This window comes from Bradyrhizobium sp. NP1, from assembly GCF_030378205.1.
Lineage (GTDB): Bacteria > Pseudomonadota > Alphaproteobacteria > Rhizobiales > Xanthobacteraceae > Bradyrhizobium.
The window spans coordinates 6,238,874-6,254,272 of sequence record NZ_CP127385.1; the positions used below are offsets into that span (position 1 = coordinate 6,238,874).

Here is a 15,399-nt window from a genome sequence, read left to right on the forward strand (position 1 = left end):
GCCTGCGGCGTCATCGCGACGCCATCCCTGCAACCGCTCTCACTGCTCGCCGTAGCGCAGCCGCCGCCAGACCGCGCCCAGGATGTTGGAATAGTCGTCGGTCCAGACCCGCTGGTCCTCGGTCGGCGGCGTCTCGGTCCATTGCTCCGAGGAGGCGAGCTTGCCGACGTCCTCGTCCTCGCGGGCGGAGACCACGACCGAAGTCGCGAAGATATACTCGTCGTCGCGTCCGGAATCCTCGCTGTACACCCAGCTCTTCAGATCGTTGGCATCGGCAATGCCGACCACGACGCTCTCGAGCTCGAGGTGGCGGTTGGAGACGTGCATCACGACGGCGCCCTGCGGGGCCAGCTTGTCCTTGTAGATCTTCATCGCCTCCGCGGTGGCGAGATGGATCGGGATCGCGTCCGAGGAATAGGCATCGACGATGATCAGATCGTAGATGCCGTCGGGCTCCCTGGCGAAGGTCAGCCGCGCGTCGCCGATCACGGGCTTCATGTCCGGCGCGCAGCGCTGGATGTAGTTGAAATATTTCGGGTCGCGCGCGGCGTCGACCATGGTCTGGTCGATCTCGAAGAACTTCCAGATCTCGCCTGGCTCCGCCGCGCAGGCCAGCGTGCCCGAACCGACGCCGATCACCGCGACCCTGAGCGGCGCGCCCTTGCGCTCCCGCATCGCCGTGATCGCCTGCCCGATGCCGCCGTCGCGGTGATAATAGGTGATCGGCTCGGGCCGGCCGGTGACCGGCGTGCCGTCATTGTTGAGGAATTTTTCCGCGCCGTGGATCGTGGTGCCGTGCATCAGCACGTGATACTGCCCGTTCGGCGTCACCACGATCTTGTGCACGCCGAAGAAGCTGCGCACGGTGACGACGCGACCCTCGTCCGCCGGATAGACGCGGATCAGGACCAGCGCCACCGCGACGGTCGCGAAGATCTTCCAGCGGTTGGCGTTGAATGCGAGCGCAAGCAGCGCCGCAAGCACGCCGACCCCGCCGGCCATCCAGACGCGATGGCCTTCGAGCCAGGACGTGGCACTGCCGCTGGAATAGGACAATCCGATCAGCACAGCGGCCAGCAGCGCCAGCACCGGCCAGTACCAGGCGCTCCAGCGCGGCAGCCGCTCGGCGCCGGTCGACGGCCGGCACAGCGCCGCCAGCGCCACCAGGATCGGATATTCCGCGACCCACGAAAAAGCATTGGGAGCAATGAGCCCGGCGAACAGGCCGCCGACCATGCCGCCGAACGACAGCGCGACATAAAAGCCGGTGAGGTATTTTGCCGCCGGCCGCGTCCGCGCCAGTTCGCCGTGGCAGGCCATCGCGATCAGGAAGAAGCAGAGCTGATGGCCGCCGAGGGTGAGCAGCAGGTTCTGCTCGCCACCGACCGCGAGCAGCACCACCACGCCCGCGATCGCGAGCGGCTGGATCATCAGCATCCAGCGATGCGGCAATAGCGGCCGCGACTGGAACACCAGCACCCAGGTCAGCAGATACAGCGACAGCGGCAGCACCCAGAGCAGCGGCGCCGCCGCGACGTCGGTCGAGATATGCGCGGTCACTGCGATCAGGAGACCTGACGGCACCGCGGCAAGGAAGATCCAGCGCGCGCGCTGGCTCCACGAAGGCGGCGGCGCGTCGGTCGCTTCGGTCTGTGCGTCGGCATGCGCCAGCGCGGGCGAGCGCAGCAGGAGCGCGCCGCAGGCTGCGATCAGCGCGATCAGCAGCGCATAACCGGAGGTCCAGATCAGGTTCTGCGTGCGCAGCGTGAATACCGGCTCCAGCAGCACCGGATAGGACAACAGCGCCAGGAAGCTGCCGATGTTGGAGGACGCGTAGAGAAAGTAAGGATCGGGTCCCGCGGGATGACCTGTTCGAACGAACCAGGCCTGCAACAGCGGGTTGTTGGCGGCAAGCGCAAAGAACGGCAGGCCGATCGAGACCACGAACAGGCCGAGCAGCCAGAACGCATAGGCGTGCGTCGGCGGCTCGCCGAAGGAATTGGCGATCGACAGCGGCAAAGTGAGGAAAGCCAGCACCAGCAGCACCAGATGCACCGCGACCGGGATGGTCCGGTTCCTGATCTGCATCAGCAGATGCGCGTAGGCGTAGCCGGCCAGCAAGAGCGACTGGAAGAACACCATCGCCACCGACCACACCGCGGGCGAGCCGCCGAGCCGCGGCAGCACCATCTTGGTGAACAGCGGCTGCACCGAGAACAAGAGCAGCGCGCTGACGAAGATCGCCGCCGTGTAGACCGTGAGCACCAGCCGGTTGCGCGAAGCGGATGGCTGGTCCTTGGAGACGTCGGAAGGCGGCATGAAAACTCCGGCTCAAGCCTGGTGGGGAGGAAGCGCAATGGACCATATGGCACCAAGGCGGGCAATCCAGTGCCGCCGATTTGAAGTTCCTGCTCCCCTGCGGCAAGTTCAATCCAGGAACTTCAAATCGAAAGCGGCACTGGTATCATCGATTTCGCTAGTGCCCTTTGCTTTCCGAAGTTCGCACAGAGGCTGCTGCGACGGATCGCGAACTTCGGAAAGCGGGCACTAGCCGTTCGATCAAACCGCTGTGCTGAAGCCTGCGAGTTCGCTATGACAGGCCCGGATTAATCAAGGCTTCTTGAAAGCAAGATGAACGAAACCGATGTCGTCATCATCGGCGCCGGCCATAATGGCCTCACCTGCGCCGCCTATCTCGGCATGGCCGGCCTCAGGGTGACCGTGGTCGAGCGCCGCAAGGTCGTCGGTGGCGCCGCGGTGACGGAGGAATTCCATCCCGGTTTCCGCAACTCGGTCGCGGCCTATACCGTCAGCCTGCTCAACCCCAGGGTCATCGCCGACCTGCGCCTGCACGAGCATGGGCTGAAAATCGTCGAGCGCCGCGCGCAGAACTTCCTCCCTGCCTCCGACGGCAGCTATCTCCTTACCGGCGAGGGCCGCACTGCGGCTTCGGTGGCGCTGCTCAGCGAGCACGACGCCGACCACATCGCGGCGTTCTCGCGCGAGCTTGAGGCGATCGCCGACGTGCTGCGGCAATTCGTGCTGCGCGCGCCGCCCAATTTGGTCGAAGGTTTTGGCCCAAACGCGATCCGCGAGACGCTGAATGCGCTTGGCACGGCCAATATCCTGCGCGAGCTGACGCTTGCGCAGCAGCGCAACCTGCTCGATTTGTTCACGCGCTCGGCCGGCGAGATGCTCGACGAGCGCTTTGAGCATGATCTCGTCAAGGCCGTGTTCGGCTTCGACGCGATCGTCGGCAACTATGCGAGCCCCTACGCCGCGGGCTCGGCCTATGTGATGCTGCACCACGCTTTCGGCGAGGTGAACGGCAAGAAAGGCGTCTGGGGCCATGCGGTCGGCGGCATGGGCGCGATCACGCAAGCGATGGCGCGCGCCGCGCGTTCGCATGGTGTGGCGATCGAGACCGGCGCCGGCGTGCGCGAGGTGATCGTCGAGCGCGGCCGCGCCGCCGGCGTCGTGCTCGACAACGGCACCTCCATCCGCGCGAGATATGTCGCGTCCAGCGTCAACCCGAAACTGCTCTACACCCGCCTGATCCCGGGCGACGCGCTGCCGGCGGATTTCCTGGCCCGCATCAGGCACTGGCGGAACGGCTCAGGCACCTTCCGCATGAATGTCGCGCTGAGCCGCCTGCCCTCGTTCACGGCGCTGCCCGGCGCGGGCGACCACCTCACCGCCGGCATCATCATCGCGCCGAGCCTTGCCTACATGGACCGCGCCTTCCACGACGCGCGGCAAGCCGGCTGGAGCCGCGAGCCCATTGTCGAGCTGCTGATCCCCTCGACGCTGGACGACACGCTCGCGCCCGAAGGCAGCCATGTCGCAAGCCTGTTCTGCCAGCATGTCGCCCCGGAACTGCCGGATGGAAAGTCCTGGGACGATCACCGCGAGGAAGTCGCCGACCTGATGATCGCGACCGTCGACCGCCATGCGCCGGGTTTTGCTGAAAGCGTGATCGGACGGCAGGTGCTCTCGCCGCTGGACCTGGAGCGGGAGTTCGGCCTCCTCGGCGGCGACATCTTCCACGGCGCGCTGACGCTGAACCAGCTGTTCTCGGCGCGGCCGATGCTGGGTCATGCCGACTATCGCGGACCCGTAAGGGGCCTCTATCACTGCGGGTCCGGCGCCCATCCCGGCGGCGGGGTGACCGGCGCGCCCGGCCACAATGCGGCGCGGACCATCCTGCGCGACCACCGGGCCTTGTTCAGGACCGGTGGATAAGTCGGTGGACAAGCTGTGGACAATCTGTGGACTGGGCGGAGGATGACGAGAGCGGAGGCGGTTGAGACGTTCCGAAATGGGGCGCGGTGCCCCCCGCCCTTGTGGTCGACTTATTGCGGCCTGGAACAGCGCGGCGCTGTTCGGGAGCAATCCGACAATGCTGTGGATCTCGGCTGTGGATCTCACTTGATAAAGCCGGTGGGCACGTTGTGGGTAACGCCTCCCTTCCGCGACGCGTATCCCTGTTGAACAGGTGACGTCTCGATTCGAAATCATGAGCGCCAGTAAGCCAAGGCGGTCAAAAATCCCGCGCTCTGGCGGGTGCGACCGGAGTCCAGTGCAAGATGTTTCGAGATGATCGTTCCGCCGACAGGTTCGTCGTCATCTCGGGATGCTCGGGCGGCGGCAAATCCACGCTGCTCGATGAGCTGCGGGCGCGTGGCCATGCGGTGGTCGAGGAACCCGGCCGCCGCATCGTGGCGCGAGAACTGGCGGGCGCCGGTCTTGCCCTGCCATGGGTCGATGGCGTGGCGTTCGCCCGGCAGGCCATCGAGCTTTCACTCGCCGATCGGGCGGCAGCCGAACGAAGCCAGGGCCTGGTGTTTTTCGACCGTGGACTGGTCGATGCCGCTGCCGCACTGGAGCATTTGACCGGGGAGCCGGTCATCGACCGGCTCTGCCATGCCCACCGCTACAACAGGCATGTGTTCCTGACGCCGCCGTGGCCGGAAATCTACCGGGCGGACGCAGAGAGGCGGCACGGCTTGGCCGATGCGGTGGCCGAGTACGACCGGCTGGTCAACGTCTACGCCCGCCTCGGGTACGAGATCAGCATCCTGCCCAGGATCGGCATCGAAGGACGCGCCGACCTCATCCTGGCCGCGCTGCATGCCCAATGAAGCGGCCGGATGGCGCCGCTCCGCCCGTCAGATCGCTTCACAAAAGAAAAGGCCGGGCGCATCTGGCCCGGCCCCTGAGAACGCGACGTTAACTCGATTATTTCAGCGAGGTGCTGATGGTGCTGAAATTTCCGCTGAGCGAGGTGCCGACGCCCTGTACCGCGGTGATGATCGCGATGGCGATCCCCGCCGCAATCAGCCCATACTCGATCGCCGTGGCACCCGACTGATCCTTGAAAAAGCGCGCAAGCAAAGCCTTCATTGTTGATCCTGCCCTTTTTGATCCTGGAACGATGGAACTCCGTTCAGTTCCGTACCCGGAACGCCAGGTTCCAGTCACCGTAATAATACGGCGGAACCTAAGGTTGCTTTAAGGGCCGTCCGATAAATCTTCGCGATAGTCCGATGCAATCATGGTTGAAATTCAAATAAAATTAGCCGGATCCCAGCCCATGCCAGCACAGTCCACCCACCGCGTCTGGTTCGCCATCGGGGATGAAGCGGCCGCCAGGCGCGCGGTCGACGTCCTGACCGAGATCCTCTTCGAGGGGGATGCCGCGGTCGGCGGCTTCGAGCAGCCGGACGGGCGCTGGGCCGTCGCCGTGCATTTCGCCGAAGCACCCGACCAGACGCTGGTCCGCGAGCTGGTGGAGGGCGCAGCCGGCGCGGAGGTCGCGCGCGAAATCCGTTTCGACACCGTGGAAGCCAGGGACTGGGTCAAGGCCAGCCTCGACGATCTGGTCCCGGTGCCGGCCGGGCACTTCGTCGTGCATGGGGCGCATGACCGCGCCCGGGTGCCCGCCAACAAGCTCGGCATCGAGATCGAGGCCGCGCTCGCCTTCGGCACCGGCCACCACGGCACCACCCGCGGCTGCCTGCTGCTGCTCGACCACGTGCTCAAGGCACACCGGCCGGCCCGCGTGCTCGATCTCGGCACCGGAACCGGCGTGCTGGCGATCGCCGCCGCCAAGGCGCTACGCAAGCCGCTGCTCGCCAGCGACATCGACGCGCCGTCTGTTGCGGTGGCGCGCGAGAATGCGCGGCTCAACGGGGCGGCAAACCTGGTTCAGGTGATCGAAGCGACCGGCTTCTCGGCGCCGGCGTTTTCAGGTCATGGTCCGTTCGACCTGGTGCTGGCGAATATCCTCGCCAATCCGTTGCGGCAGCTCGCCGGGCCGATGCTGCGGCATCTGGCGCCGTCCGCCTTCGTGATCCTGTCGGGGCTGCTGACGCCGCAGGCGACAGCGGTGGTCGCCGCCTATCGTGCGCGCGGACTGGTCCCGGTACGGCATCTGAAAATCGAGGGGTGGAGCAGCCTGCTGCTGCGACGGACGGATTGATCCGGCTATTTGCCCGGTTTGTCGCCGCGACGGGCCATCGCGCTTTGCTCGTCGCGCGAGGCGCGCTTGGCGCGCGCCCCGGCGAACCGGTCGAGGATCTGCACGATCATTCCGCGCGGCTTCTTCTCGGCCGGTGCGGTCGGGTTGCGGCGAGCCGGCGGGGCAATCTTCTCGAACGAAAACGCAGGCATGGTGCATTCCCCTCGTGGTCGAGTTGAAATACTCCCGACGTTTCCTCATTTCTTTGATGAAGCCTATGTGACACGAACCTGCAACGCCTGTCGAATCTTTTCACAGGCGCGACCGAATTCAGCAAAATTCGGTCACGTTGCGGACTTTCCCACGGAATCCTACACTGACGCCATGTTCGAAGCCCACTTCCAGACTTTCGAGGAGCCCGAGACCGGCATCGCGCTGGCGTCGCGGCTCTCCGCCTTCCGCGAGGAATTGACCCGGCGCAAGCTGTCGGGCTTCGTCGTCCCGCGCGCCGACCAGCAGCAGAACGAATATGTCGCACCTTCCGAGGAGCGGCTGGCCTGGCTGACCGGCTTCACCGGCTCGGCGGGCCTGGCGATCGTGCTGGCGCACGAGGCGGCCCTCTTTGTCGACGGCCGCTACACGCTGCAGGCGGCAAAGCAGGTCGATACCAAGGCCTGGACGGTCGAGTCCCTGATCGATCCGCCGCCGGAGACCTGGTTGACGAAACATCTGAAGGCCGGTGACCGCCTCGGATTCGATCCCTGGCTGCACACATCGACGGCGGCCGAGCGGCTGGCGGCCGCCTGCGCCAAGGCCGGCGCCGAACTGGTTGCGGTGGACAGCAATCCGCTCGATTCGGTGTGGACCGAGCGCCCGCCGCCCCCGCTTGCCCCCGTCACCATCCATGGCGCGCAGTTTTCCGGTGAGACGGAGAAGGAAAAGCTGGCGCGCATCCACGCCGAGATCGCGCGGCTCGGCGTCGACGCGCTGGTGCTCTCGGACAGCCATGCCGTTGCCTGGGCCTTCAACATCCGCGGCGCCGATGTCGCCCATACCCCGCTGCCGCTCTCCTATGCGCTGGTGCCGAAGGACGGCCGCCCGACCATCTTCATCGACCATCGCAAGCTGTCGAACGCCGCGCGCGACCATCTCGAACAATCCGGCGACGTCCGCGAGCCGGAAGCGCTGACGGCCGAACTGACCGCGCTGGCGCAACGCGGCGGCAAGGTCGCGCTCGATGCCGCCACCGCCGCCGATGCGCTGAGCCGGCTGATCATTTCGGCCGGCGGCAAGGTGGAGCGCGGCAGCGATCCCGTCGCGCTGCTCAAGGCCGCCAAGAACCCCACCGAGATCGCGGGCACGCGCAGCGCGCACCGGCGCGACGCGGTGGCGCTGGCGCGCTTCCTCGCCTGGATCGACCGCGAGGCGCCCTCGGGCGCGCTGACCGAGATCGACACGGTGGAAGCGCTGGAGACGTTCCGCCGCGAGACCGGCGCGCTGAAGGACGTCTCGTTCCCCACCATCGCCGGCACCGGGCCGAACGGCGCCATCGTGCACTACCGCGTCACCCGCAAGAGCAACCGCCGCATCGTGCGCGGCGACCTGCTGCTGATCGATTCCGGCGCGCAATACGAGGACGGCACCACCGACGTCACCCGCACCATCGCGATCGGCGAGCCGACCGCGGAGATGCGCGACCGCTTCACCCGGGTGCTGCGTGGCCATATCGCGATCGCGCGCGCGATCTTCCCCGACGGCACCACCGGCGCGCAGCTCGACACGCTGGCGCGGCAGTTCCTCTGGCAGGCCGGTATCGACTTCGAGCACGGCACCGGCCACGGCGTCGGCAGCTATCTCTCGGTGCATGAAGGCCCGGCGCGGATCTCGAAGCTCGGCACCACGCCGCTGAAGCGCGGCATGATCCTGTCCAACGAGCCCGGCTACTACAAGGCCGACGCCTACGGCATCCGGATCGAGAACCTGGAGCTCGTCGTCGCAGTCGATATTTCGGGCGGCGAAAAACCGATGAATGCCTTCGAGACGCTGACGCTGGCGCCGATCGATCGCCGGCTGATCGATGTGGCGATGCTGAGCAAGAACGAACGCGACTGGCTCAACGCCTATCACGCCCGCGTGGCGGCCGAGGTCGGCCCGCAGCTCGACGACGCGACAAAGGCCTGGCTCGACCAGGCGACCGCGCCGCTCTGACCGCCCGGTCATCGCCCGCGAAAGCGGGCGACGACGGAGCGCGCGGATGATGACGGCGGAATGGGCAGCCCAGCCTGTTATTATAACAGTCCCGGTTTCGGAATAGCCGCATTCCGAAACGTCCGTATTCGTCCCGGCCAATCCCGCTACATTTCGATTCGAACCAACCGGATCGGACCTTCATGCACGGCAGGGTAGGCAAGCCGCCCTCGGCGGCGACCGCCGAGAGCAGCGTCGCGAAATCGCGCGTCATGCTCTTGATGCTGGTCGCCATGACCGGCGTCGCGCCGATCTCGCTCTACATGCTGGTTCCCGCGCTGCCGATGCTGGCGACGACGTTCGGGCAAGGCATCTCGGTCGCGCAGATGACGGTGTCGCTCTACATGGTCGGCATCGCCTGCTCGCAGCTCCTGATGGGCCCGCTGTCGGACCGCTTCGGCCGCCGCCCGGTGCTGCTCTTCGGGCTCGGCCTGATGGTCGCGGCCAGCATCGGCTGCGTCTTTGCCGAAACCCTGCCGCAGCTGATCGCGGCGCGCTTCTTCCAGGCGCTGGGCGGGGCGACCGGCATGGTGGTGAGCCGCGCCATTATCCGCGATCTCTACGACCGCGACCGCATCGGCTCGATGATCAGCCTCGTCGTCGCTGTCATGATGATCGCGCAGATGCTGAGCCCCTTGACCGGCGGCCTGATCGAGACCGCGTTCGGCTGGCGCGCGATCTTCTATCTGATCACGGCGGCATCGCTGTCGGTTTCCGTGCTGATCGCGCTGGCGCTGCCGGAGACGCGTCGTGTTCGCCTGGAGGGCGGCGGCTTCCGCGGCGATGTCGGCAAGCTTTTCAGGAGCCGTGCCTTCCTCGGCTACATGCTGTGCCAGGTGCTGGCCTCGCAGATCATCTTCGCCTTCGCCGGCGGCGGCCCTTATATCGTGGTCAACCAGATGGGCCGCACCAGCGCCGAATACGGCGCCTGGTTCGCCACCACGGGCTTCGCCTATCTGGTGGGCAACCTGTTTTGCGTGCGCTTCGCGCCACGGCATTCGCTGGAGAAGCTGATCTGGTTCGGGCTTGCGCTGCAACTGACCGGCAGCCTGTTGAACCTGATCTGGAGCATGACAGGGGCGAACCAGGCGCCGCTCTGGCTGTTCGGCACCCAGATGATCGTGATGGTCGCCAACGCGTTCGTGATGGCCAATTCGGTGGCCGGTGCGATCAGCATCCGTCCCGAAGCCGCCGGCACCGCCTCGGGCGCGATGGGGTTCCTGCAGCAGGGCGTCGGCGCGCTGGTGTCGCAGTTCGGCGCTTATCTCGGCGGCCACTTCGCGACCACCTTGCCGCTCACGGCAGCGATTTTCGTGCTCTCGCTCGCCTGCGCCTCCAGCATGGCCTTGCTGGTGCCGCGACGCACCGTCGTGGTCAGCGCGGAGCTGATGGAGCAGGCGGAAGAGGAAGAGACGAGGATGCTGTGAGGGTTCTTCACCTCTCCCCGCATTGCGGGGAGAGGTCGGAGTCGGAGCGCCAGCGACGACTCCGGGTGAGGGGCGAGGCACACCGGCAGACGCAAAGGGCAGCCTTCTCTGACTCGAAGTTCTGGCAAGCACTGTGCCACGCCCCTCACCCCAACCCTCTCCCCGCATTGCGGGGAGAGGGAGTGCATCACCCTCATTCCCCCACCAGCTTCAGCCATTCCTCCTCGGAAAGCACCGTCACGTCGTGCTTCTTGGCTTCCGCAAGCTTGGAGCCGGCGCCGGGGCCGGCCACCACGTAGTCCGTCTTCTTCGACACCGAGCCGGAGACCTTGGCGCCGAGCCGCTCGGCGGTGGCCTTGGCCTCGTCGCGCGTCATCTTCTCCAGCGTGCCGGTGAACACCACCGTCTTGCCGGCGACCGCCGAATTGCTCTTCGGCTTCTCGGCATCGAGCACGTCGACTTCCTTCTTCAGCCGCTCGACGATGCCGCGGTTGTGGCTCTCGCCGAAATAGGCCGCGATGCTCTTGATCACGGTGTCGCCAATCTGGTCGAGCGCATCCATGTCGGCCATGGCCTCCTCGTCGTCCTCGGCGACCTTCAAACAGGCCTCGTGAAACGCCTCCCATGAACCATAGCCGCGCGCCAGCGCCAACGCCGTGGTCTCGCCGACATGGCGCATGCCGAGCGCGTAGATGAAGCGCTCAAGCGCGATTTTCCGTCGCCCCTCGATGGCGGCAAACAGATTGCGCACCGAGGTCTCGCCGTAGCCCTCGATCTCTTCCAGTTTCAGTCTGTTGTTGCGCTTTTGCAGCGTGAAGATGTCGGCGGGCTCCTTGACCCAGCCCTCGTCGAAGAAGAACTGCAGCTGCTTCTCGCCGAGCCCGTCGATGTCGAAGGCGCGGCGCGAGACGAACAGCTTCAGGTGCTCGATCTTCTGGAACGGACAGGCGAACTCCCCGGTGCAGCGGGCGCGCGAGCCTTCCTCGCCGGCCGCGGTCTCCTCGCGCACCACGTCGGTGTGCAGCGGGCACGGGCACTTCTTCGGAAAATGAAACGGCTTTGCGCCTTTCGGCCGCTTGTCGATGATGACATCGACGATCTGGGGGATCACGTCGCCGGCGCGCTGCACCACGACGGTGTCGCCGATCCTGATGTCGCGGCCCTCGCGCAGTACCTCGCCCTTGTTGCCGATGCCCTTGATGTAGTCCTCGTTGTGCAGCGTCACGTTCTGCACGATGACGCCGCCGACGCCGACCGGCTCGAGCTTGCCCACCGGCGTGAGCGATCCGGTGCGGCCGACCTGGATCTCGATGTCGCGCAACTCGGTCATGGCGCGCTCGGCCGGGAATTTGTGCGCGATCGCCCAGCGCGGCGTGCGCGAGACGAAGCCGAGTCGCTCCTGCCAGTCGATGCGGTCGACCTTGTAGACGACGCCGTCGATGTCGTAGTCGAGCTCGGCGCGCTGCTCCTCGATCTTGCGATGGAAGGCGATCAGCTCCTCGACCGAGTGGCAGAGCCTTGTCAGCGGATTGGTCTTGAAGCCGCAGCGCTCGAACCAGTGGATCATGCCGGTCTGGGTGTCCTCCGGCATCGCGCTCATCTCGCCCCAGGCGTAGGCGAAGAAGCCGAGCGGACGCGAGGCGGTGATGGTCGGGTCCTTCTGGCGCAGCGAGCCGGCCGCCGAGTTGCGCGGATTGGCGAATATGGTGTCACCGGCTGCCTTCTGCCGCTCGTTGAGCGCCAGGAACGCCTTCTTGGTCATGTAGACCTCGCCGCGCACCTCGCAGATATCGGGGATGTTGCGGCCCTTCAGCTTGTGCGGCACATCCTCCAGCGTGCGGATATTGGCGGTGACGTCCTCTCCTGTAAAACCATCGCCGCGCGTGGCAGCGTTGACGAGCTCGCCGCCCTCATAGCGCAGCGACATCGAGAGCCCGTCGATCTTGGGCTCGGCGGAAAAATCGATCTTGTCGTCGGCGAGTTTGAGAAAGCGCGCGACGCGGCCGACGAAGTCGACCACGTCCTCCTCGGCAAAGGCGTTGTCGAGCGACAGCATCGGCACGGCGTGCCGCACTTTCCTGAAACGTCCCGACGGCGCGGCGCCGACCTTCTGCGATGGCGATTCCGCGGTAACCAATTCCGGGAAGCGTTTCTCGATCGCGTTGAAGCGCTGGCGCAGCGCGTCGTATTCGGCGTCCGAGATGGTGGGCGCGTCTTCCTGGTAGTAGCGCCGGTCGTGCGCTTCGAGCTCGAGCGCAAGGCGCATGTGCTCGACCTTGGCTTGAGCCTTGGTCAGCTTGGCGACGTCGGGAAGGGTTTTTGCTTTTGCGGTTCTGGCCATGACCCTTGAATACGACGAAGGCCTTCGGGATGAAAGACGGCTCAGGGGTGCCGCGCATCGCTCCGGAGATGACGGATAGCCACTACGCCGTCGCGGCCTTGAGCAGCCGTTCGGCGGCGGCGCGCGCCTCCGCGGTGATCTCGGCGCCCGCCAGCATGCGGGCGATCTCCTCGCGCCGCTTCTCCGCCACCAGCGGATTGACGCGGGTGGCGACCCGCTTGCCCTTGTCGAGCGCGTCCTTGGAAATCAGGAGATGCTGGCTGGCGCGCGCTGCGACCTGCGGCGCATGCGTCACCGCCATCACCTGCACCTTGCCGGCGAGGCGCGACAGCCGGGCGCCGATCGCATCCGCGACCGCGCCGCCCACGCCGGTATCGATCTCGTCGAACACCAGTGTCGGGGCCGAGCCGCGATCGGACAGCACGACCTTGAGCGCGAGCAGGAAGCGCGACAGCTCGCCGCCGGAGGCCACCTTCATCAGCGGTCCCGGCTTGGTGCCGGGATTGGTCTGCACCCAGAACTCGATGCGATCGATGCCTTCCGGTCCCGGCGCGGCCGCATCGCTCTCGACCTGCGTCGTGAAGGTCGCGCGCTCGAGCTTGAGCGGCGCGAGCTCGGTGTTGACGGCTTTGTCGAGCTTTTCCGCGGATTTCTGCCGCGCCGCCGACAATTTCGCGGCGGCGGCCGCATAGCGCTTGTCGGCTTCAAGCGCAGCCGCTTCGAGCTTCTTGAGGCGGTCGGCGCCGGCATCGATCAGCGCGACGTCGGCGGCATATTTCGCAGCCAGCGCCGCGAGGCCATCGACCGGCGTCGAATATTTGCGGGAGGCCGCGCGCAGCGCGAACAGCCGCTCCTCGATGCGCTCGAGCTCGGCGGGATCGAAGTCGGCCGCGGCGAGCGCGGCGGCCAGATGCTGGTCGGCTTCTTCCAGCGCGTTGATCGCAGTGTCGATCGCCTTCACTGCGGGCTCGACGAGGGAGGGCGAATGGGCCGCGCGCCGCTCCAGCCGCCGCACCGCCGCCGAGAGCGCGGCGATCGGCGAATGGTCGCCGGACACCGCGTCCTGCGCCTCTTTGAGGTCGGCCGCGATCTTCTCGCCGGCCATCATGGTGGTGCGCCGCGCGGCAAGCGCCGTCTCCTCGCCGTCCTTCGGCGCCAGCGTCTTCAATTCGTCGGAGGCATGGCGCAGATAATCGGCCTCGCGCGCGGCGCGCTCCATGCCGGCGCGATGCTCTTCCAGCGCGGCATTGGCGGTGCGCCGCGTCTCCCACAGCGCCTGCAGCGCTGCGACGTCCTTTTCCAATCCTGCGAAGGCATCGAGCAGGCGGCGATGGGTGGAGGCATCCACCAGCGCCCGCTCGTCGTGCTGGCCGTGGATCTCTACCAGCGCGGTGCCCACCGCCTTCAAGGTCTGCACGCTGATCGCCTGGTCGTTGATGAAGGCGCGGGTGCGGCCGTCGGCAAGCTGCACGCGGCGCAGGATCAGCTCGCAGGAATCGACGGAATCCGTGTCGTCGAGCCCGTTCTCGGAAAGGATCCTGGTCGCGGGGTGCCCCTTCGGCACGTCGAACACGGCGGTGACCTGCCCCTGCTCCACGCCATGGCGCACCAGGCCAGCGTCGCCGCGGCCGCCGAGCGCGAGCGCGAAAGCATCGAGCAGGATGGATTTGCCCGCGCCGGTTTCGCCGGTCAGCACCGCAAGCCCACGGGAAAACTCGATATCGAGCCGATCGATCAGGACGATGTCGCGGATCGACAGACGCGCCAGCATGAGAGACAAGCCCCACCAGTGTGGCGGATCAGAAGCGCGCTTCGTCTCCGCCGCCATTCTTCCAAGAGAACTTCGGGATCAAAATCGCACCGGACCGTGAAGACCGCCAGTGCCGTCGGATCGAAGCTCGCTTGCGCGGATGCAGCGAGACCGCACGAAGCCGGGATCCGGAAGACTAGCCCAGGCCGATCTTCTTGAAGGCCTTGCTCATCCAGGAGCCCTGATTCTCGCTCGGCTCGACGCCGCCGGATTTTACAAGATTATAGGCGTCCTTGTACCAGCGGCTGTCGGGAAAATTGTGCCCGAGCACGGCGGCCGCGGTCTGCGCCTCGCCGACGATGCCGATCGCCAGATAGGCCTCGGTGAGGCGGAACAGCGCCTCCTCGACATGGCGCGTGGTCTGGTACTGCGTCACCACCGTCTTGAAACGGTTGATGGCGGCGGTGTAGTCGCGCTTGCCCATGTAGTAGCGGCCGACCGTCATCTCGCGGCCGGCGAGCTGGTCGCGCGCGCCTTCGAGCTTGGCCTTGGCGCTGATGGCATATTCCGAGGTCGGATATTTGCGGACCACTTCCTCGAGCGCCGCGATCGCCTTCTCGGTGCGGCCCTGGTCGCGGGTGACGTCGGGAATCTGGTCGTAATGCGAGGCCGCGATCAAATACTGCGCATAGGCCGCGTCGGGACTGCCGGGATGCAGCGTCACGTAACGGCTGGCGGCGCCGATGCAGCTGTCATAGTCGCCGGACTGATAGAAGGAATAGGCCGACATCAAAAGCGATTTGCGCGCCCAGTCCGAGTAGGGATGCTGGCGGTCGACTTCCTCGAATTTCTTCGACGCCGCCTTCGCATCCTTGCGCTCGTTCATCAGGTACAAGCCCTCATTGTAGAGCTTGTCCGCGGGCTCATCGACGAAGGTGTCGTCCTTCGCCATGAACTTGTCCCACAGCGCGCCGGTGCCGCAGCCGCCAAGTGGCAGCGCCAGCAGAACGAGAGCCCCGGCGAGCCGCAGCCCTGCCGATGCCCTGCGCGATTCACGCATCCTACGCTGTGCCGACATGCTTTAAGACCTGAGCCCCGCGATGCGGTACCTGCCGCGCGCCACGAACGAGTTCATGGACGCAAATGTTGCCCTGCCTGTGGCGCCCGCTTTGCA

At 66.3% G+C, this 15,399-nt stretch carries 11 protein-coding genes; 5 read left to right on the top strand and 6 right to left on the bottom strand.

The annotated features are described in order from the left end of the window. Positions 1–39: 39 nt before the first annotated feature. Positions 40–2,319, bottom strand: coding sequence for a spermidine synthase (locus QOU61_RS30245; RefSeq protein WP_289654857.1), 2,280 nt, complete (start codon positions 2,317–2,319; stop codon positions 40–42). A 312-nt stretch (positions 2,320–2,631) separates the two neighbouring features. Between QOU61_RS30245 and QOU61_RS30250 the strand changes: the two genes are divergently transcribed. After that, a complete protein-coding gene (locus QOU61_RS30250) occupies positions 2,632–4,242 on the top strand; it encodes a phytoene desaturase family protein (RefSeq protein WP_289654858.1) in 1,611 nt (536 codons plus the stop codon). 344 nt (positions 4,243–4,586) lie between these two features. Beyond that, a complete protein-coding gene (locus tag QOU61_RS30255; protein ID WP_289654859.1) occupies positions 4,587–5,141 on the top strand; it encodes an AAA family ATPase in 555 nt (184 codons plus the stop codon). Positions 5,142–5,238: 97 nt separating this feature from the next. Here the strand turns inward: QOU61_RS30255 and QOU61_RS30260 are convergent, their stop codons facing one another. Continuing rightward, positions 5,239–5,403: a Flp family type IVb pilin gene (locus QOU61_RS30260; RefSeq protein WP_289654860.1), complete on the bottom strand. Its 165-nt coding sequence runs from the start codon at positions 5,401–5,403 to the stop codon at positions 5,239–5,241. A gap of 190 nt (positions 5,404–5,593) precedes the next feature. Here QOU61_RS30260 and QOU61_RS30265 point away from each other — a divergent pair, with 190 nt between their 5' ends. Beyond that, the gene (locus QOU61_RS30265) at positions 5,594–6,481 is read left to right on the top strand and encodes a 50S ribosomal protein L11 methyltransferase (protein WP_289654861.1); all 888 of its coding nucleotides are present in this window, start codon (positions 5,594–5,596) and stop codon (positions 6,479–6,481) included. A gap of 5 nt (positions 6,482–6,486) precedes the next feature. On the opposite strand, the gene QOU61_RS30270 is transcribed toward QOU61_RS30265, so the two are convergent. Continuing rightward, complete coding sequence (locus QOU61_RS30270; protein WP_289654862.1) at positions 6,487–6,672, bottom strand: hypothetical protein; 186 nt, start codon at positions 6,670–6,672, stop codon at positions 6,487–6,489. Positions 6,673–6,844: 172 nt separating this feature from the next. Here QOU61_RS30270 and QOU61_RS30275 point away from each other — a divergent pair, with 172 nt between their 5' ends. Beyond that, entirely contained in the window at positions 6,845–8,668 is a 1,824-nt protein-coding gene (locus QOU61_RS30275; RefSeq protein ID WP_289654863.1) for an aminopeptidase P family protein, read from the top strand. A 182-nt stretch (positions 8,669–8,850) separates the two neighbouring features. Next, positions 8,851–10,134 carry a multidrug effflux MFS transporter gene (locus QOU61_RS30280; protein WP_289654864.1) on the top strand — a complete coding sequence of 428 codons (1,284 nt, stop codon included), beginning with the start codon at positions 8,851–8,853 and terminating at the stop codon, positions 10,132–10,134. A 193-nt stretch (positions 10,135–10,327) separates the two neighbouring features. On the opposite strand, the gene ligA is transcribed toward QOU61_RS30280, so the two are convergent. The 3 genes from ligA to QOU61_RS30295 form a co-directional block, all read right to left on the bottom strand. Then, positions 10,328–12,475 carry an NAD-dependent DNA ligase LigA gene (gene ligA / locus QOU61_RS30285; protein ID WP_289654865.1) on the bottom strand — a complete coding sequence of 716 codons (2,148 nt, stop codon included), beginning with the start codon at positions 12,473–12,475 and terminating at the stop codon, positions 10,328–10,330. A gap of 82 nt (positions 12,476–12,557) precedes the next feature. After that, entirely contained in the window at positions 12,558–14,246 is a 1,689-nt protein-coding gene (gene recN / locus QOU61_RS30290) for a DNA repair protein RecN (RefSeq protein WP_289654866.1), read from the bottom strand. 175 nt (positions 14,247–14,421) lie between these two features. Then, complete coding sequence (locus QOU61_RS30295; protein WP_502876838.1) at positions 14,422–15,303, bottom strand: outer membrane protein assembly factor BamD; 882 nt, start codon at positions 15,301–15,303, stop codon at positions 14,422–14,424. Between the last annotated feature and the right edge of the window lie 96 nt (positions 15,304–15,399).

Coding starts and splice junctions, on each gene's coding strand:
- QOU61_RS30245 (WP_289654857.1), bottom strand. CDS start 2,319: ATGCCGCCTTCCGACGTCTCCAAGGACCAGCCATCCGCTTCGCGCAAC.
- QOU61_RS30250 (WP_289654858.1), top strand. CDS start 2,632: ATGAACGAAACCGATGTCGTCATCATCGGCGCCGGCCATAATGGCCTC.
- QOU61_RS30255 (WP_289654859.1), top strand. CDS start 4,587: ATGTTTCGAGATGATCGTTCCGCCGACAGGTTCGTCGTCATCTCGGGA.
- QOU61_RS30260 (WP_289654860.1), bottom strand. CDS start 5,403: ATGAAGGCTTTGCTTGCGCGCTTTTTCAAGGATCAGTCGGGTGCCACG.
- QOU61_RS30265 (WP_289654861.1), top strand. CDS start 5,594: ATGCCAGCACAGTCCACCCACCGCGTCTGGTTCGCCATCGGGGATGAA.
- QOU61_RS30270 (WP_289654862.1), bottom strand. CDS start 6,672: ATGCCTGCGTTTTCGTTCGAGAAGATTGCCCCGCCGGCTCGCCGCAAC.
- QOU61_RS30275 (WP_289654863.1), top strand. CDS start 6,845: ATGTTCGAAGCCCACTTCCAGACTTTCGAGGAGCCCGAGACCGGCATC.
- QOU61_RS30280 (WP_289654864.1), top strand. CDS start 8,851: ATGCACGGCAGGGTAGGCAAGCCGCCCTCGGCGGCGACCGCCGAGAGC.
- ligA (WP_289654865.1), bottom strand. CDS start 12,475: ATGGCCAGAACCGCAAAAGCAAAAACCCTTCCCGACGTCGCCAAGCTG.
- recN (WP_289654866.1), bottom strand. CDS start 14,246: ATGCTGGCGCGTCTGTCGATCCGCGACATCGTCCTGATCGATCGGCTC.
- QOU61_RS30295 (WP_502876838.1), bottom strand. CDS start 15,303: ATGTCGGCACAGCGTAGGATGCGTGAATCGCGCAGGGCATCGGCAGGG.